This is a genomic window from uncultured Marinobacter sp., from assembly GCF_947259545.1.
GTDB lineage: Bacteria > Pseudomonadota > Gammaproteobacteria > Pseudomonadales > Oleiphilaceae > Marinobacter.
The window spans coordinates 94,947-113,041 of record NZ_CAMYMK010000009.1 but is presented as its reverse complement, the minus strand read 5'-3'; the positions used below and the strand labels follow the sequence as shown (position 1 = coordinate 113,041).

At 59.4% G+C, this 18,095-nt stretch carries 17 protein-coding genes; 8 read left to right on the top strand and 9 right to left on the bottom strand.

What is annotated here, in order from left to right; genetic code table 11:
* Positions 1–8: 8 nt before the first annotated feature.
* Complete coding sequence (gene prlC, locus Q0Y21_RS15235; RefSeq protein ID WP_297797333.1) at positions 9–2,054, bottom strand: oligopeptidase A; 2,046 nt, start codon at positions 2,052–2,054, stop codon at positions 9–11.
* 116 nt (positions 2,055–2,170) lie between these two features.
* Here prlC and Q0Y21_RS15230 point away from each other — a divergent pair, with 116 nt between their 5' ends.
* Entirely contained in the window at positions 2,171–2,710 is a 540-nt protein-coding gene (locus tag Q0Y21_RS15230; RefSeq protein ID WP_297797331.1) for a gamma carbonic anhydrase family protein, read from the top strand.
* Between the two features lie 185 nt (positions 2,711–2,895).
* Positions 2,896–3,351, top strand: coding sequence for an Hsp20/alpha crystallin family protein (locus tag Q0Y21_RS15225; protein ID WP_297797329.1), 456 nt, complete (start codon positions 2,896–2,898; stop codon positions 3,349–3,351).
* Between the two features lie 22 nt (positions 3,352–3,373).
* On the opposite strand, the gene Q0Y21_RS15220 is transcribed toward Q0Y21_RS15225, so the two are convergent.
* The 8 genes from Q0Y21_RS15220 to Q0Y21_RS15185 form a co-directional block, all read right to left on the bottom strand.
* Positions 3,374–3,691, bottom strand: coding sequence for a PA4642 family protein (locus Q0Y21_RS15220; protein ID WP_297797327.1), 318 nt, complete (start codon positions 3,689–3,691; stop codon positions 3,374–3,376).
* 120 nt (positions 3,692–3,811) lie between these two features.
* Entirely contained in the window at positions 3,812–4,645 is an 834-nt protein-coding gene (locus Q0Y21_RS15215) for a flagellar motor protein MotB (protein ID WP_297797325.1), read from the bottom strand.
* A gap of 4 nt (positions 4,646–4,649) precedes the next feature.
* Positions 4,650–5,423, bottom strand: coding sequence for a MotA/TolQ/ExbB proton channel family protein (locus Q0Y21_RS15210; RefSeq protein WP_366517696.1), 774 nt, complete (start codon positions 5,421–5,423; stop codon positions 4,650–4,652).
* A gap of 55 nt (positions 5,424–5,478) precedes the next feature.
* Positions 5,479–6,306: a shikimate dehydrogenase gene (aroE, locus tag Q0Y21_RS15205; RefSeq protein ID WP_297797321.1), complete on the bottom strand. Its 828-nt coding sequence runs from the start codon at positions 6,304–6,306 to the stop codon at positions 5,479–5,481.
* Positions 6,296–7,225 (bottom strand): oxygen-dependent coproporphyrinogen oxidase, encoded by a 930-nt coding sequence (gene hemF / locus Q0Y21_RS15200; RefSeq protein ID WP_297797319.1) that lies wholly within the window; start codon positions 7,223–7,225, stop codon positions 6,296–6,298. Before hemF ends, aroE begins: the two co-directional genes overlap by 11 nt.
* Positions 7,226–7,239: 14 nt before the next feature.
* The gene (locus Q0Y21_RS15195; RefSeq protein WP_297797317.1) at positions 7,240–7,815 is read right to left on the bottom strand and encodes an L-threonylcarbamoyladenylate synthase; all 576 of its coding nucleotides are present in this window, start codon (positions 7,813–7,815) and stop codon (positions 7,240–7,242) included.
* Between the two features lie 43 nt (positions 7,816–7,858).
* A complete protein-coding gene (gene dprA / locus Q0Y21_RS15190) occupies positions 7,859–8,953 on the bottom strand; it encodes a DNA-processing protein DprA (RefSeq protein ID WP_297797821.1) in 1,095 nt (364 codons plus the stop codon).
* A 234-nt stretch (positions 8,954–9,187) separates the two neighbouring features.
* Entirely contained in the window at positions 9,188–10,204 is a 1,017-nt protein-coding gene (locus Q0Y21_RS15185) for a LysM peptidoglycan-binding domain-containing protein (RefSeq protein WP_297797315.1), read from the bottom strand.
* 362 nt (positions 10,205–10,566) lie between these two features.
* On the opposite strand from Q0Y21_RS15185, the gene def reads away from it, so the two are divergent.
* The 6 genes from def to glyS all read left to right on the top strand — a co-directional run bounded on the left by def (position 10,567) and on the right by glyS (position 18,081).
* Entirely contained in the window at positions 10,567–11,070 is a 504-nt protein-coding gene (def, locus tag Q0Y21_RS15180) for a peptide deformylase (protein ID WP_297797313.1), read from the top strand.
* Between the two features lie 122 nt (positions 11,071–11,192).
* A complete protein-coding gene (gene fmt / locus Q0Y21_RS15175) occupies positions 11,193–12,128 on the top strand; it encodes a methionyl-tRNA formyltransferase (RefSeq protein ID WP_297797311.1) in 936 nt (311 codons plus the stop codon).
* The gene (rsmB, locus tag Q0Y21_RS15170) at positions 12,129–13,430 is read left to right on the top strand and encodes a 16S rRNA (cytosine(967)-C(5))-methyltransferase RsmB (RefSeq protein WP_297797310.1); all 1,302 of its coding nucleotides are present in this window, start codon (positions 12,129–12,131) and stop codon (positions 13,428–13,430) included.
* A complete protein-coding gene (gene trkA / locus Q0Y21_RS15165) occupies positions 13,427–14,830 on the top strand; it encodes a Trk system potassium transporter TrkA (protein ID WP_297797308.1) in 1,404 nt (467 codons plus the stop codon). Before rsmB ends, trkA begins: the two co-directional genes overlap by 4 nt.
* Before the next feature lie 135 nt (positions 14,831–14,965).
* Positions 14,966–15,997: a glycine--tRNA ligase subunit alpha gene (gene glyQ / locus Q0Y21_RS15160; protein WP_297797306.1), complete on the top strand. Its 1,032-nt coding sequence runs from the start codon at positions 14,966–14,968 to the stop codon at positions 15,995–15,997.
* Between the two features lie 2 nt (positions 15,998–15,999).
* Positions 16,000–18,081: a glycine--tRNA ligase subunit beta gene (glyS, locus tag Q0Y21_RS15155; protein WP_297797304.1), complete on the top strand. Its 2,082-nt coding sequence runs from the start codon at positions 16,000–16,002 to the stop codon at positions 18,079–18,081.
* Positions 18,082–18,095 lie beyond the last annotated feature (14 nt).

The following is an 18,095-nucleotide window of genomic DNA, read 5'->3' as shown; positions in this document are numbered from 1 at the left end:
CTTGGTGATCAAGCAGCGTCGTCCGTGATGCCGGTTTGTTTCAATAGTGCATCCACCTGCGGTTCGCGGCCGCGGAAGGCCTTGAACAGTTCCATGGGCTCCTGGGAGCCGCCTTTCTCCAGGATATTGTGCAGGAATGCCTTGCCGGTTTCCGGGTCGAAGATACCTCGTTCCTCGAACAGCGAGAACGCATCCGCGGCCAGCACTTCCGCCCACTTGTAGCTGTAGTAGCCCGCCGCGTATCCACCGGCGAAGATGTGGGAGAAGCTGTTGGGGAAGCGGTTGAATTCCGGTGCTTGCACCACGGCGATTTCTTCCCGCACCTTGCGGTGCATATCCAGTGGGTTGGTCGGGGCCTCGCTGGTGAATTCCGCGTGCAGACGGAAGTCGAACAGGGAGAATTCCAGCTGGCGCACCATGGCCATACCGGACTGGAAGTTCTTGGCCGCCAGCAGTTTCTGCAGTAGATCTTCTGGCAGCGGTTCGCCGGTTTCGTGATGGGAGGCGATCAGCGCCAGGGACTCCGGGTTCCAGCACCAGTTTTCCAGGAACTGGCTGGGCAGCTCCACCGCATCCCAGGCCACGCCATTGATACCGGACACTTCCAGTACATCCACCTGGGTCAGCATGTGATGCAGGCCATGGCCAAACTCATGGAACAGGGTGGTGACCTCGTCGTGGGTCAGCAGCGACGGCTTGCCGTTCACCGGCGGGGTGAAATTGCAGGTCAGAAACGCGACCGGAAGCTGCAAGTGGCCGCGCTGATTGCGCCAGCGCACCCGGCAATCCGCCATCCAGGCACCACCACGCTTGCCCTGACGGGCGAACAGGTCGAGGTAGAACCAGGCCACCGGCTCACCGTTGCGGCTGATGCAGTAGGCAGTGGCATCTTCATGCCAGGTTTCCACCTCGGGCTTTTCTTCGATCTGGACGTCGAAGAGCTTTTCCGCCACGGCAAACAGCCCCGGAACCACCTTGTTGACCGGGAACCAGGGACGCAGGGTTTCAGGGGAGATGTCGTACCGCTCCTGACGCAGTTTCTCGCTGTAATAGCCAATATCCCAGGCTTCGAGCGTGTCCATGCGATGTTGGTCCCGGGCGAAGGCTTCCAGCTCGGCAAACTCTTTCTCCGCCACCGGTTTGGATTTGGCCGCCAGCTGGTTCAGAAAATCCAGCACTTCGTCGGTGGTGCGGGCCATCTTGGTGGCCAGGGAACGTTCGGCGTAGTTATCGAAGCCGAGCAGCTGGGCGAGGGCGTGGCGGCGCTTGAGGATTTCCGCCATTACCGGGGTGTTGTCCCAGGTACCGGCGTCCGGGCCCATGTCGGAGGCGCGGGTAACAAAGGCTTCGTAGACTTCGCGACGCAGCTCGCGGTTGTCCCCGTAGGTCATCACCGGGAAGAAACTGGGAAAGTCGAGGGTAATGACGTAGCCATCGAGGTCTTTCTGTTTCGCCGCCTGCTTCGCGCCCTCAATGGCGCTTTCCGGCAAACCGGACAGCTCGTCCACATCGGTAATGTGTTTGTACCAGTGCTGGGTGGCGTCCAGTACGTTGTCGCTGAAGCGGTTGGAGAGTTCTGCCAGCTCACGGGACAGGTCAGCGTACTGCTTTTTCTTGTCCGCCGGCAGATCAACACCACCCAGGTGGAAGTCCCGCAGGGTGTTGTCCACGGACTTGCGCTGGGCTTCACTGAGCTCACTGAAATCGTCCCGCGCTGCCAGTTTCTTGTAGGCGTTACAGAGGGCCTCGTTCTGGCTCAACTCGGTACTGTATTCGGTGAGCTTTTCCAGGCAGTTCTTATAGACTTTGCGCAGGTCGTCGTTGTTCATCACCCCGTTGAGGTGGGAAATCACCGACCAGGCGTTGCTCAGTTTGTCTTCCATGGCCTGCATGGGCTGCGCCAGGGTGTCCCAGGTGGGGTCTTCCTGTTGCGCCAGTTCGGCGATTTTCATGCGGTTTTCGCTGAGAATCTGGTCAATTGCCGTTTCCATGTGTTCGGTACGAACATGATCGAACTTCGGCAACAGGTCGTCGGTCAATAATGGGTTATTCATAAGTTCCCTTCTCAGCTGTCAATTTGTAGGGTAGCTTCGGTATATCAGACTTCGGGGAACGGCCCCCTCCCACAGGTACCCCGAACCTCCGGGAAAACGCTATACGAGTATATGTAATGACGAATGTACGTTCTCACAAGGGTATCACGCCACAATTTGGCGAGCGCGCCTGGATTGATCCCAGCGCAGTGGTTATAGGTGACGTTCAGACTGGTGACGATGTCTCCATCTGGCCGATGACAGTTGTTCGCGGCGACATGCATAAGATTCGCATCGGTGACCGCTGCAGTGTCCAGGATGGTTCAGTACTCCACATCACCCACGCCAGTGATTACAACCCCGGCGGTTATCCGCTGATTATTGGCGACGATGTCACCATTGGCCACAAGGCACTGCTTCATGGCTGCACGGTCGGCAGCCGGGTGCTGGTGGGTATGGGGTGCATCATCATGGATGGGGCCGTGGTTGAGGACGAAGTCATCGTCGCCGCCGGGTGCCTGGTGCCCCCCGGAAAGACTCTGGAATCCGGCCATCTTTATGTCGGCTCCCCCTGTAAAAAGGCACGTGCTCTGACGGACAAAGAGCGCACATTCTTCAAATATACCGCCGCCAACTACGTCAAACTGAAGGACGAATATCTGAACGGGCAGGAATGATGCTCCCGCCCCTGATGCAGGTCAAAAATTAACCAGACGGCACTTGAAAACCTCTGTAATGAACCTACATTCGGAGGTAGCAGATGTTCACGGATGTCCATCCGGCCGGCGCCACCGGTATGGAGCTGTTCCGCGAGTGAAGCTGATGTCTCACGATTTCAGATTCGTATAGGAGGAGTTTCATTATGAGCAACATTACACGCTGGAATCCGGTCAGTGAATTTGATGACCTGATGAACCGTTACAATCGACTACTGGGCCTGAGCCGTGGCAACGGTGAACGGGAAGGCAAGGATCTGTTCAGTCGCAGCGACTGGGCACCTGCCGTTGATATCAAGGAAAGCCCGGAAGCCTTCACCATCGAGGCGGAGCTGCCGGGCATGAACAAGGAGGATGTCAAAGTCACCGTCCACGATGGAGTGCTCAGCATTCAGGGTGAACGCAAACACGAAGAGGAAACGAAGGACAAGAAACACCACCGCATTGAGCGGGTCTATGGCAGTTTCCTGCGCCGCTTCACCCTGCCGGAGAACGTGGACGAAGGCAGTATCAAGGCCAACTTCAAGGATGGGATGCTGTCACTCACCCTGCAGAAATCCGAGCCCGCTGAACCGAAAGCCATTGAGGTCGAGGTTCAGTAATCCACCGCAAAGCCGGGAGAATTCAGCTCCCGGCCTGTTCCTTTGTTTTTGCTCCGGCGGCTTTCAGAGCCTCGGCATAGGCCGTACTCCTGCGGTGAGCCGAGATGTGGTCGAGAATGGTCTCGCCTGATTCACCAACGGCATTCAGATCCCTGCCGGCGTCCAGGAAGAACGCAATAAAGCGCTCGAAATCCTCGGCACGCATGGCCCGGTAGGCTTTCTGCAACACATGAAAATCCGGGTTTATACCAGCTTCTGCCGGTTCGATGGCGAGAAAACTCCTGACCCGCTCGTCGCTCCACTCTTCGCCAATGACTTTGGGTTTGTCCGGTCCGCTCATAGTCTCCCTCCGGTATTTTTCCGGCTTATGGTTCATAACTGGGTGCACAGTATAAAGATCTGAAAGCAAAGAAGTTAGTTGAAATGACTATGAGGAGCTGTCACTGAAGCATAAGGCTCGCTATGGCAGGATTTCCACCGGCAGAGTGTCCGTAGCTACGGAGTCCGCGCATTCGGGGTCGCGAATGGCAATTTCAACCCGGCGGTTCTTTGCGCGGTTTGCCTCACTGTCATTGGGCACCAGCGGGTTGGTTTCCGCCCGCCCGGCGGCTACCACCCGCTCCGCGGGCAATTGGCGATTCAGCACCAGCTCGTGGACCACCGACACTGCCCGCGCCGCAGAGAGATCCCAGTTGGAGCGGTAGCGGCTGCTGGAGATCGGGCGATCATCGGTGTAACCGGATACCAGAACATCGCCACTGCACTGGGCCAGCACGCCAACCACCCGTTCGATGATCGGAATCATGTCCGGCTTGATGGCCGCCTCTCCGGAGCGGAAGGTCGCCTCTTCGGAAAAACGGATCACCACCCGATTCTCGTTGTAGTTCACATTAAGCGTTTCCGAGGCCACTTCCGATTCCAGCTCACTGATCAGGCGGCTGGCAAGTTCGATCACACCTGCCTGAATTTTGGTCGGGGCGTCGCCAGCCGATCGCTCATCAATGAATTCCGGCTCCTCGACGGTGCTGTCTGAAGGCTCGGGCAGCGACACTGTGTCCGACTCGATCATGGTCAGGGGGGAGCCGCCAATATCTTCTGCCAGGACATTGGCGCTGCCAAAGGCCATCGACATGGAGTTGGCCATGGCGCGGTATTTCTCGATGTCCATCTCGGCAAAGGACAGCAACAAAATAAAGAAGGTCAGCAGCAGGGTGGCCAGATCGGCAAAGGTGACGATCCAGGCCGGGGTGCGGTTCTGCGGCTTGCGACGGCGCTGCTGACTGATACCCGTCAAACTGTCAGGCCTCCCGCTCCGGTGCCAGGCCGGTGCGCTGTTCAGGATTCACGAAGGAGGACAGCAGTTCAGTCATCACCCGGGGATTCTCACCGCGCATGATGTTGCGTATCGAGGTGGTGATCAGCAACTGGTTGCGGGCTTCGTCCTCTGCCTTGAGCTGGAGCTTGTCCGCCAGCGGCAGTGCAATGAGTTGCGCGATAAAGGCACCGTACAGCGTGGTCAACAGGGCGATGGCCATGGCCGGGCCTATGGATGAGGGATCATCCAGGGTATTGAGCATCTGTACCAGGCCAACCAGGGTACCCAGCATGCCAATGGCCGGGGCCGATTCGCCGATGCCACGGAACACCCGCTCGGAGACCTCGTAACGCTCCGCTGTCTGCTGGGTTTCCTGGTTCAGGGCTTCTTCCACCAGTTCCGGCGGATGGCCGTCGACGCAGAGGTTGATGGCTTTTTGCAGGAATCCGTCAGTGGTTTGGTGGTCCTCAAGCCCGAGAATGCCTTCCTTGCGCACCACCATCGCCAGTTCCCCCACTTCCCGGATCAGCTCGGTCGGGCGGGCCACCTGTTCCTTGAATGCCGCGGAAAATGCCAGGCGAAAAGCGCTCATCACCGAGGACAGCCGGAACTTGACCAGGGTCACCGCAAAGGTGCCGCCCAGCACAATGGCCAGACCCGGCAGGTTCAGGAAAGTCATTACGGAGGCGTTGGCCAGCATGGCGAGCACCACGATCAGTACACCCGCCACCAGACCCACAAGGGTAAGGATATCCATCTGGGACCTTTTATCTATTTTGACCTTGAGCATAGCCTATCGCCGGCCTGCCGACTCAGTCGTTACGCAATTCTTCCATCACTGCAGCCGTTTCCGGGCGCACACCACGCCAGATCCGGAACGACTCGGCCGCCTGTTCCACCAACATACCCAGGCCATCGAATACCCGCGTCGCGCCCTGATCGAGAGCCCACTGGTTGAACGTGGTCGTGGTCAGAGAATACATCATGTCGTAGACCACAGTATCCGCGCCGATCACATTCGGTGAAATCGGTGGCAGATCACCCTGCAGGCTGGCGCTGGTGCCGTTGATGATGATATCAAACCGGTCCGCTACGTCTTCAAAACCGCAGGCCGAGAGCCTGGTTGCGCCGGCATCGGGCCGGAACAGTTCCACCAGCGCTTCAGCCCTGGAGACCGTGCGATTGGCAATGGTCAGCTCGGCCGGTCGCTCTGCCAGCAGGGGGCCGAGGACGCCGCGAACGGCACCGCCAGCGCCAAGCACCATAATACTCTTGTCTCGCAGGTCAACGCCGTGATTGTGAACCAGATCGGTCACCAGTCCCCGGCCGTCGGTATTATCCGCAGTCAGCAAACCGTCACTATCAAGCAGCAGGGTATTGGCGGCGCCGGCTTTCTCCGCCTCCGGGGTGCGCCGGTCTGCCAGGGTCCAGGCCTGCTCCTTGAACGGCACAGTGACATTCAGCCCCTTGCCGCCCCGGGCAAAGAAGCTCCTCACGGTGCCTGCAAAATCATCAAGCGGCGCCTGAATGGCTGTGTATTCCACCGGCTGCCCGGTCTGGCGCGCAAACAGACTGTGAATCCGTGGCGACTTGCTGTGGCTGATGGGGTGACCCACCACCGCGTACAGATCATTTTCCATGGTTCAACTCCAGCCAGTCACGATCAGTGAGGAAATAGTCGGTCAGCCGTGCCTCTTCGGAGCCCGGCTCCGCCGTGCGGTGGTAGTCCCAGCGAACCAGCGGCGGCAGCGACATCAGGATCGATTCAGTGCGTCCGCCGGACTGCAGGCCGAACAGGGTACCGCGATCGTACACCAGGTTGAATTCCACATACCGACCTCGGCGGTACAGCTGGAAATCCCGCTGCTGTTCGGTGTAAGGCAGCGCTTTCCGGCGGCGCACGATGGGCTCATACCCCTCGATAAAACTGCTGCCCACCGCCTGCATCAACTCAAAATCCCGTGAGAAGTCGCCGGTGTTGTAGTCGTCGAAAAACAGACCACCAATGCCTCGCGGTTCGTCCCGGTGTTTCAGGTAGAAATATTCATCACACCACTGTTTGAAGCGCGGATAAAGGTCTTCACCAAACGGCTGGCAGGCATCCCGAGCGGTCCGGTGCCAGTGGACGCAATCTTCTTCAAAGCCGTAATAGGGCGTCAGGTCGTAGCCGCCACCAAACCAGTACACCGGTTCCGCGTCCTCTGGCGTGGCAATGAAAAACCGCACATTGGCGTGAGAGGTGGGCACCATCGGGTTATGGGGATGAAGCACCAGGGAGACCCCCATGGCCTGCCAGGGTGCGCCCGCCAGGTGCGGGCGATGCGCGGTGGCAGACGGCGGCATGGTATTACCCATGACGTGGGAGAAATTCACACCCCCTTTCTCGAACACAGCGCCATCACTGATCACCCGGCTGACCCCGCCGCCGCCCTCCGGGCGGTCCCAGGCATCGGTGATGAAACCGGCCCTGCCATCAACGGCTGTGAGGCGGGCGACGATCGTCTCCTGCAGCTCAAGCAGGTACTGTTTGACGGCGTTGCTGTCGGGTTGCTGCGACATCTGATCTGATTCTCCTAGCGCAATTGACGGCCGCTGACGATATCCAGAATACGGCTGGGCTGGCGATTGCCACCCAGTGCACCGGGTACGATCCAGTCCAGCTCATCACCAAAATAACGGCGAACCTGCCAGATGGAGCGGGCCGGCTGACGCCCGGCCGGATTGCAGGACGTGGACACCAGTGGCATGCCGGCGGTGTCACAGAGGGCACGGACCACCGGGTGATCGCTGACTCGCACCGCTATGGAGCTATGGCGACCGCGTACCCACTCCGGTATCTGGCGTTCCACGTCCGGCAACAGACAGGTGACCGGACCGGGCCAGTGCTTCTCGGCTTCCCGCTGCAACTCAACGGGTAGGGGATCCAGCAGGAAACGCACCTGCTCGATGGAGGACGCAACCAGAATCACGCCCTTTTCCATGGGCCGTCGCTTGAGATCGAGAATCCTGTCGACGGCCTGCGCATCCCAGGGATCGCAACCCAGTCCCCACACGGCTTCTGTAGGATAGGCAATGACACCGCCCTGCAGAAGCGTGCGGCGGACGCAGTGCAGTTGCCAGTCGTTCAGGGGTCGGGATGAGTGTGGCATGGGGTTCATTCACTCTGATACGTCGTTGCCGGAATAATCCGGCTCATGCAATTTTCTGAAAACCACCCGGTACCGAACTGACCAGCCCCTGTAGCTCCAGCAGCAACAGCGACTGCATCAGCTGGTCCGCGGGCAATCCGGTTTCCGAACACAGTTGATCGGTTGACTGCGGATCATACCCTAAAGCCTTCAGCACCGCGATTTCCCTGGCATCCAGATCCGTCGCCGGGGGATGCTGACTTTCCCGAGGTTCGCCCCCCAGGGGAGGGGACCACCAGGCTCCCAGTTCTTCCAGCACATCGTCCACGGTTTCCACCAGCCGGGCGCCCTGCTTGATCAGGTGGTGACAGCCCCGAGCTACCGGACTGTGGACGGATCCGGGGATGGCAAACACTTCCCGCCCCTGTTCCAGGGCCAGCCGTGCGGTGATCAGGGACCCGCTTTTGAGCCCCGCCTCCACCACCAGTACGCCCCGACTCATGCCGCTGATGATGCGGTTACGCTGGGGAAAGTGGGCCGCCCGGGCACGGACGCCCGGAGGGTATTCGGAGATCAGCAGACCCTGGTCGCTAATGCGTTCGGCGAGCTTGCGGTGCTGGCTGGGATACAGTTGGTCAAAGCCGCTGCCAATCACTGCAAGGGTGGGGTGACCGGCGTCCAATGCACCGGCGTGGGCGGCACCATCGATTCCCAATGCGAGGCCACTGGTCACCAGGAATCCCTGGCCGCTGAGGGCGGCGGCAAATTTCCGTGCATGGTCGAGGCCGGCCCTGGTGGCATTGCGACTGCCGACAATGCCGATCTGGTCCCTCGCCAGCAGATCACGGCGTCCCAGGCAGTAAAGTACCAGCGGGGCATCGTGAATGTGACACAAGGGCTCGGGGTAATCGTCATCTTCGGGCGTTAGCAGCCAGATACCCTGGGCCCGGCACGCCTCCCATATCCGGCAAACCTGCGCCACCACCGGGTGATTCCGATCCTGACGCTGCCATGCCTGGATCGGCTCTATGCTTTCGGTCGTCAGGCCAATGGCTTTCAGTGTCGCCACACTGGCGCCAAGTAAGTCGGTGAGGTCGGTTAATGCAGACAACGCGGCCTGACGACGGCGCACGCCGAATTTCGGCAGGCAAGACAGCATTATCCACGGACCGGCCGCGCAATGAAAAGTATCGGAGGAAGCCTCCGGCGAAGTCAAAACCGTAGGTACATCGGGCATGGGCCATCCTTCCCTGGCTGGTTGATACTGCAGTAACGGGACTGCGTTCCGGCGTTTGCCTTCCTGGCACCGCCGGCGATGATTATGTCATAAAAAAACGGGAGCCAATGATGGGCTCCCGTTTTAGGGGTCTGCGTTCAGGCGGGGTCCCGTTGTTCAGGGATTGGTCACCTTATCCCCAATCGACAAGGGTCGGGTAGCCTGCAGGATCAGACCATAGCTCATTTTCTCGTAGGTCTGGAAAACCATCATCAGGCCAGCGCGCTCAGACGGTAGCTGGATGGTCTCATTGGTGATCGGGTCACGTACCAGGTTGCCACTCTTCAGGACCGCCATCACATTGCCCGGCTCCAGGCCCTCGCGTTCGCCACGGTTAATCGCCACCACGTCATACTGACCGATCTGGCTGACACCGCCTTCGACGGAAATCATCTCGCCTTCAAGTTCTTCGTCCGGAGAACTCGGCACGAACTGGGTTGTCAGGCGTCGGTCTTCGCTGACCAGCAGCCGGTCACCGATACGCACCTCCTCATTGGACTTGGTGAGATTCAGTGTCAGCACGTCACCATTCTCGGCGCTGACCTCACCCTTGGCGATGCTGCGTGCTTCCAGGCCCAGGAATTCACCGGTTTCCGGATCCCGAAATTCCTTGCTGCGACGGAAAACGCCCACCTTGTCCGCCGGCTTTTCACCACGAGCGTAGATGCGGTCGCCGGCACCGGTGATGATTCGACCGTCTTCACCTTCCAATACGTAGGGGGCGCCGTTGATTTCCTCAGCAGAGACAATACGGGTCTCGGACAGGAAGCTGCTGATCGCATCCAGAGGGATCGCCGGGATCGGCGTATCAATCGGCTGGGAGCGCACCTTCGGTGATAATTTCACCACATCATTGCTCGCCACCTTGGTCAGGCGCTGCTGGCCATCGATGTATACCAGCGCAAGACGGTCGCCCGGGTAGATCAGATGAGGATTCTGCACCTGGGGATTCACGTGCCAGATCTCCGGCCATTGCCAGGGATCCTTCAGAAAACGGGCAGAAATATCCCACAGGGTGTCACCCTTCACGACAGTGTAACGCTCGGGATGATCGGCCCTGAGCTCCGGTTGTGCATGGGCCCAGGAGGTTAGCAGCAGCATACTTGCTGCCAGAGCGTACAGCAGTTTCCTCATTGTGTAAGTCCTTGATCGCGTGCCTTGAATCGATGGATTCTGTTCTTGATATGCAGCCTGTCGAGTGCAGCATATTACGTTGCCGATTCCGATACTATAGAAGAAGTCTCGCAAATTGTGATGTTATCTTTTGTTCTTCCAGTAAATTCTACTCCACCGTCAAGAGATTTTAACTATCAACTGATCAGTTTGTACTCAATCGTCAAGATGGGGGATAATGTAGAATATCCGGTCATAATAGCCCCGGTACAGAAATATGCGCAGTACACTGTCGCATTTCGGAGATGGTAGTCACACTGTTACAAATCATAACGGTGTGATTCAGGTTCACAGGTCATTCACAGGTCAAAAGTACGAGCAATATGATACTAGAAATTCTCGAATACCCGGATCCCCGTCTGCGCACCGTTGCCAAGCCGGTGGATGAGGTGACTGACGCCGACCGCAAGCTCATCGACGACATGTTCGAGACCATGTACGATGCGCCCGGTATTGGCCTGGCAGCGACCCAGGTCAATGTTCACAAACAGATCATCGTGATGGACCTGTCCGAGGACAAGAGCGAACCACGGGTGTTCATCAACCCCGAAGTGGAAGTGCTGGACGGTGAGCTGGAGGACATGCAGGAAGGCTGCCTGTCAGTACCAGGATTCTACGAGGATGTTTCACGGATCGAGCACTGCATGATCCGCGCCCGTGATCGCGACGGCAAGCCCTTTGAACTCGAAGCCCGCGGCCTGCTGGCCGTGTGTATCCAGCACGAAATGGACCACCTCAACGGTAAGCTGTTCGTGGATTACCTGAGCGCCCTGAAGCGTAACCGGATTCGCAAGAAACTGGAAAAGCTTCACAAGAAGAGTGCCTGAGCGCCCGTAACCATTCCCGGTTCTGTTTCTCAGCACTCGGATCTCAGTGACAACAGCCAGAATTAACGGACCGGGTGGATACCCGGTCTTTTCGTATTCAACGGAACAGAGACAACATCACCGTGCGAATCGTGTTTGCCGGCACTCCGGATTTTGCAGCCACCGCTCTCAAAGCTCTTCTGGCCAACCATCACAACGTGGTGGGAGTCTATTCCCAGCCCGATCGTCCTTCCGGTCGCGGCCGCAAGCTGACCCCAAGCCCGGTGAAACGGGTCGCGCTGGACGCCGACATCCCTGTCTTTCAGCCTGAAAGTCTGAAAACGACGGAAGCCCAGAACGAACTCCGCAGCCTTGAGGCGGATGTGATGATTGTGGCCGCGTATGGCCTGATCCTGCCCAAGGCGGTGTTGGACATCCCCACCCACGGCTGCCTCAACATCCATGCCTCGCTGTTACCACGCTGGCGCGGTGCCGCACCGATCCACCGCGCCATCGCCGCCGGGGACAAGGAAACCGGCATCACCATCATGCAGATGGATGAGGGTCTGGACACCGGTGCCATGCTGCTGAAAGCGGTGACCGCCATTGAGCCCGACGATACCGGTGGCAGTCTCCACGACCGACTGGCAGAGATGGGCGGACAGGCTATCGTCAAGGCACTGGCGTTGCTTAAAAAAGGCGAACTTCAGGGAGAGGCCCAGAACGACGATCTGGCCTGCTACGCCCACAAACTGTCCAAGGACGAAGGTCACATTGACTGGTCCGCCGAGGCGGCGACCATTGAGCGGCTGATTCGCGCCTTCAATCCCTGGCCCGGCACCTACACCGATCTCGATGACCAGCGGATTCGTCTACACCGCGCGCAAACCCTGAACGAATCGTCTGACAAGACTCCGGGCACCGTGCTGCGACGGGAACGGGACGGCATCGACGTGGCCTGTGGTAGTGGTGTGCTCAGAATCACCAGCCTGCAACTTCCCGGCGCCCGCGCCCAGACTGCCAACGACCTGATCAATGGCGGCAAGGAACTGTTACTGCCCGACCAGGAGCTGCACTGAATGAACGACCGCAGTCAGCCCATGCGAGCCCTGGCCGCCCGCGTGCTGCAATCGGTGGAGAATGGTCAGTCACTGACCCAGTGCCTGCCGCCAGCCCTGAACCAGTTGGCCCCCAATGAACGTCCGGAACTGCAGGCCATCTGTTATGGCACCTGTCGCTGGTATCATCGCCTTGAGGATGAACTGACTCAGCGGCTGAAGAAGTCCCTGCGCAAACAGGACCGGATTGTTCACCATCTGATGCTGGTGGCGTTGTTCCAGCTGCGCTATAGCCAGCAAGCCACCTACGCCGTGCTGAATGAGACGGTGGAAGCCTGCCGCGCCCTTGGCAAACCCAACCTGACCGGCCTGGTCAATGGCGTATTACGCAGTGCTGAAAGAGACGGTGCCCCCGAGACCGCAAGCGATGCCGCCCGCTTCAGCCACCCGGTGTGGATGGTGGAAAAACTGCGCCATAACTGGCCCGATGACTGGCCGGCCATTCTCGCTGCCAACAATGCCCAGGCCCCCATGACCCTGAGGGTCAACGCCCTGCGATTTTCCCGGGAAGACTACCTCAGCCATCTCGCTGACGCCGGTATCCAGGGACAAGCCACCGCGTTTGCGCCTCACGGCATCCAGCTGGACACGCCGGTACCGGTCGATCGGCTGCCATGGTTTGCCGACGGTGCCGTCAGTGTTCAGGACGAAGCCGCCCAGCTGTGCACCACACTGCTGGATCTCGCTCCCGGCCAGCGGGTGCTGGACGCCTGCGCAGCACCGGGAGGCAAAACCTGCGCTATTCTCGAAGCGTGCGGCGAACTTGGAGAAGTCGTGGCCATCGACGAATCCGCCGAACGCCTGCCGCGGGTACAGGAAAACCTGGACCGCCTCGATCTGCGGGCCAGCCTGCAAGAAGCAGACGCGGCTGATATCGATCAGTGGTGGAATGGCCAGCCGTTTGACCGCATCCTGTTGGACGTGCCCTGCAGCGCCAGTGGTGTCATCCGCCGTCATCCGGATATCAAACTGCTGCGACGGGAGTCGGATATAGTTCCCCTGGCGTCGATCCAGCTCGGATTGCTGGATGCCATGTGGCAGATTCTCAAACCCGGAGGCCGGCTGGTTTATGCCACCTGTTCCGTGTTCCCCCAGGAGAATCACCGTATAATCCAGCGATTCCTCAAACAGTGTTCCGATGTAACGCTGGTTGACCCGGACGTTACCTGGGGGCGCGATATGACTGCAGGCAGACAACTGTTACCGAATCCCGACAGCCATGACGGCTTCTTCTACGCCGTGCTGGAGAAACCTGAGCTATGAAAATCCTGATTCTCGGTGCCGGCCAGGTCGGCGGCACACTGGCGGAAAACCTGGCCAACGAAGCCAATGATATCACCGTGATCGACAGCGACAGCACCCGCCTGCGGGAGCTACAGGATCGCCTCGACATTCGCACGGTGCAGGGCAAGGCGTCCTTTCCCACGGTACTGAGGCAGGCCGGCGCGGAAGACGGCGACATGATCATCGCCGTCACCAACAGCGACGAGACCAACATGGTGGCCTGCCAGGTCGCCAAACTGCTGTACAAAACGCCAACAACCATCTGCCGGGTTCGCGCCAATGCCTACCTGGCAAAAACAGAGTTGTTTTACCAGCGGGAGCAGAAAAAGGACCTGGACAGCCTGCGAGGTTTTCCCATCGATGTCCTCATCAGCCCGGAACACCTGGTCACCAAACACATTACCCGGCTGATTGAATACCCGGGCGCCCTGCAGGTACTGGAATTCTCCAAAGGTCTCACCCGGCTGGTCGCCATTCGTGCGACAGAAGGGGGCCCACTGGTGGGCCACGAGCTGTCTTACCTGCGCACCCACATGCCCAAGATCGACACCCGGGTGGCGGCCATCTTCCGGAAGAACCGGGCCATCATGCCCCAGGGTGACACCGTCATCGAAGACGGCGACGAGGTGTTCTTCATTGCCGCCTCCGACCACATTCGCTCGGTGATGAGTGAACTCCAGCCACTGGAGAAACCCTACAAGCGCATCTTTATCTGTGGTGGCGGCAACATCGGCCAGCGCCTGGCCCATACCCTGGAGAACCGCTATCAGGTGAAACTTCTGGAGCGAAATCGCGAACGCTGCGTGATGCTTTCGGAGAACCTGCGCAAGACGGTGGTGCTGGAAGGTAACGCTGCCAACAAGGACATCCTGCTGGAAGAGAACATCGAGAATACCGACGTGTTCTGCGCCGTCACCAATGACGATGAAGCCAACATCATGGCATCGCTGCTGGCCAAGCGCCTCGGTGCCCGCAAGGTGCTGACCCTGATCAACAACCCGGATTACGTTGATCTGATCCAGGGTGGTGACATAGACGTAGCCATTTCACCCCAGCAGACCACCATTGGCAGCCTGCTGACCCACGTGCGTCGCGGGGACGTTGTGAACGTTCACTCACTGCGTCGGGGCGCCGCCGAGGCCATCGAGGCGATCGCCCACGGTGATCATCGGTCCTCCAAGGTGGTGGGCAAGCGCCTGGACGAGATCGCGCTGCCCGAAGGCACCACCATCGGCGCGATTGTTCGCCACAACGAGGTACTGATCGCCCACGATCACCTGCGGGTGCAGCCAGACGACCACGTGATCCTGTTCCTGGTGGACAAAACCCGAATACGGGACGTGGAAAAACTGTTCCAGGTGGGCCTCACGTTCTTCTAGCAGAAACAGCGCAAAAACAAGGCTGTGAACGCCACTTAGAAATACACGTTTGGCCAGCGTATAATGCGCCTTTTTTCAGAGTACCCCGACCGTTTAACGGGGCACCACACACAGACCGATCAGCAGGCAATCGTCGTGACAGACAAGGCAACTTCTAACAATACCCCGGACGTCAAAACCTTCCAGGGTCTGATTCTGGCTCTGCAGAACTTCTGGGCGCAGCACGGCTGCGTGGTACTCCAGCCACTGGATATGGAAGTGGGTGCGGGCACCTTTCACCCGGCAACCTTTCTGCGCTCCATTGGCCCGGAAACCTGGAATGCTGCCTACGTTCAGCCCAGCCGACGTCCCACTGACGGGCGCTATGGCGAGAATCCCAACCGCCTGCAGCATTACTATCAGTTCCAGGTGGTACTGAAGCCTTCCCCCGATAATATCCAGGAGCTGTACCTGGATTCCCTGAAGGCGCTGGGTCTGGATCCGCTGGTTCACGACATCCGCTTTGTGGAAGACAACTGGGAATCACCCACCCTGGGCGCCTGGGGCCTGGGCTGGGAAATCTGGCTCAATGGCATGGAAGTGACCCAGTTCACCTACTTCCAGCAGGTTGGCGGCCTGGAATGCTACCCGGTCACCGGTGAGCTGACCTACGGTCTGGAGCGCATCGCCATGTACCTGCAGGGCGTGGACAGCGTGTACGACCTGGTGTGGACCGAAGGTCCGGACGGCGTGGTTACCTACGGCGACGTTTTCCACCAGCAGGAAGTGGAAATGTCCACCTACAACTTCGAACATGCCGACACCGACTTCCTGTTTCACAGCTTCGATGTCCACGAGCGTGAGAGTGCACGGCTGATCGAAGCCGGTCTGGCGCTGCCTGCCTACGAGCAGGTGCTGAAAGCCTCCCACACCTTCAACCTGCTCGATGCCCGTCACGCCATTTCCGTAACCGAGCGTCAACGTTTCATCCTGCGTGTTCGCACCCTCGCCCGTGCCGTGGCCCAGGCCTACTTCGACAGCCGTCGCAAGCTCGGCTTCCCGCTGGCGCCCGAGGCTCTGCGCCAGGAAGTGCTGGCAACGGCCGAAGCCGCCGACGAAAAGGCCAATAGCAAAGGCAAAAAGGGTAAGAAAGCGAAGAAAGCTCAGCAGGAACAGGGGAACGCATAATCATGGCAACACAGGATTTTCTGGTCGAACTGGGCACCGAAGAACTGCCCCCCAAGGCCCTCAAACCGCTTTCTGATGCCTTCACCGCCGGCATTGCCAAAGGCCTGGAAGACGCCGGCATTGCCTTTGGCAAGCTCGAAAGCTTTGCCGCACCGCGCCGTCTGGCCGTGCGTGTCCGTGACCTGGCCGATGCCCAGCCGGATAAGTCCGTGGAAAAGCGCGGTCCCGCGGTGAAAGCCGCCTTCGACGACGCCGGCAACCCGACCCGGGCGCTGACCGGTTTCGCCACTTCGCTGGGTGTAACTCCGGACCAGCTGGATACCCTGGAAACCGACAAGGGCGCCTGGGTGGTTTACCGTTCGGTGGAGAAGGGCCGCCCCACCGTTGAACTGATGCCGGAACTGGTGGAACAGTCCCTGGCCGGGCTTCCGATTCCCAAGCGCATGCGTTGGGGTGCCTACCGCACCGAATTCGTTCGCCCGGTGCATTGGGCGATCATGCTCTTTGGCAACAAGGTGGTCGATGCACCGATCATGGGACTGACCCCGGGCAACAAGACCCGAGGCCACCGTTTCCACTGCCCGAAATCCCTGATTGTACCGACGCCGGGTGACTATGAGGTGGTACTGAAACAGGAGGGCTATGTGATTGCCGATTTCGCCGAGCGCCGTGAACAGATCCGGGCCGGTGTAACCACTCTGGCCGAGAAGGAAGCCGGCGGCAAGGCAGTGATTGATGAAGAGTTGCTGGACGAGGTCACCGCGCTGAATGAATGGCCGGCACCGCTGATGGGCCGGTTCGAGGAACGCTTCCTGGAGGTTCCTGCGGAAGCCCTGGTTTCCTCCATGAAGGAACATCAGAAGTATTTCCACGTGGTTGCCGCAGATGGCAAAATCATGCCCCTGTTCATCACCGTAGCCAATCTGGACAGCAAAGAACCGAGCCAGGTCATCTCCGGTAACGAAAAGGTCATCCGCCCCCGCCTGGCGGATGCCGCCTTCTTCTACGAGACCGACCGCAAGACCCGGCTGGAAGACCGCATCGAACAGCTCAAGCCCATCGTGTTCCAGGAAAAGCTTGGCAGTATTTACGATAAGTCCGTGCGGGTTGCCGCGCTGGCGAAGAAGATTGCCGACGCCATTGGCAGTGATCCGGCCCTGGCCGAGCGCGCCGCCATGCTCGCCAAGACCGACCTTGTCACCGAAATGGTGCTGGAGTTCACCGATCTCCAGGGCATCATGGGCCAGTACTACGCCACCAACGACGGCGAGCCGGAAGACGTCGCCAAGGCACTGAACGAGCAGTACATGCCGCGCTTCGCCGGTGACGACCTACCCACCACATTGACTGGCTGTGCCGTCGCCATCGCCGACCGCCTCGACTCCCTGGTCGGCCTGTTCGGCATCAATCAGCCGCCGTCCGGTACCCGCGATCCGTTCGCCCTGCGCCGTGCCTCCCTGGGTGTGCTGCGCATCATCATCGAACGGGAACTGCCGCTGGACCTGCAGACCTGCTGCCAGTGGGCGGAGGAAAACTTCACGGTCCTCACCGAGAAGGACACTGCCGACACTGTCGTGGACTACATGCTGGAGCGTTTCCGCGCCCACTATGAAGAGCAGGGCATTGGTGCTGAGGTCTACCTGGCGGTACACGCCCGCCGCCCCACCAAGCCGCTGGACTTCGATCGCCGGGTGAAAGCCGTGGAAGCCTTCCGCCAGCTGCCGGAAGCCCTCGCACTGGCCGGCGCCAACAAGCGGGTGTCCAACATTCTCACCAAGCAGGGCGGCGACGCCATCGGTGAAAACGTGGACAGGAGCCTGTTGCAGGATCAGGCCGAACAGGCCCTGGCCGAGCAGATCAGCCAACAGGCGGACACCGTTCTGCCGTTGTTTGAGAAGGGTGACTATGCCGCTGCGCTGACCTCACTGGCCAGCCTGCGCGAGCCGGTGGACACCTTCTTTGATGAAGTCATGGTCATGGCGGAAGACGAAGCCATTCGTGACAACCGCCTGGCCATGCTCAACCAGCTCCGCAACCTGTTCCTGCGGGTGGCGGATATATCACTACTACCCACGGCAAGCTGATACAGAGGCAAGCG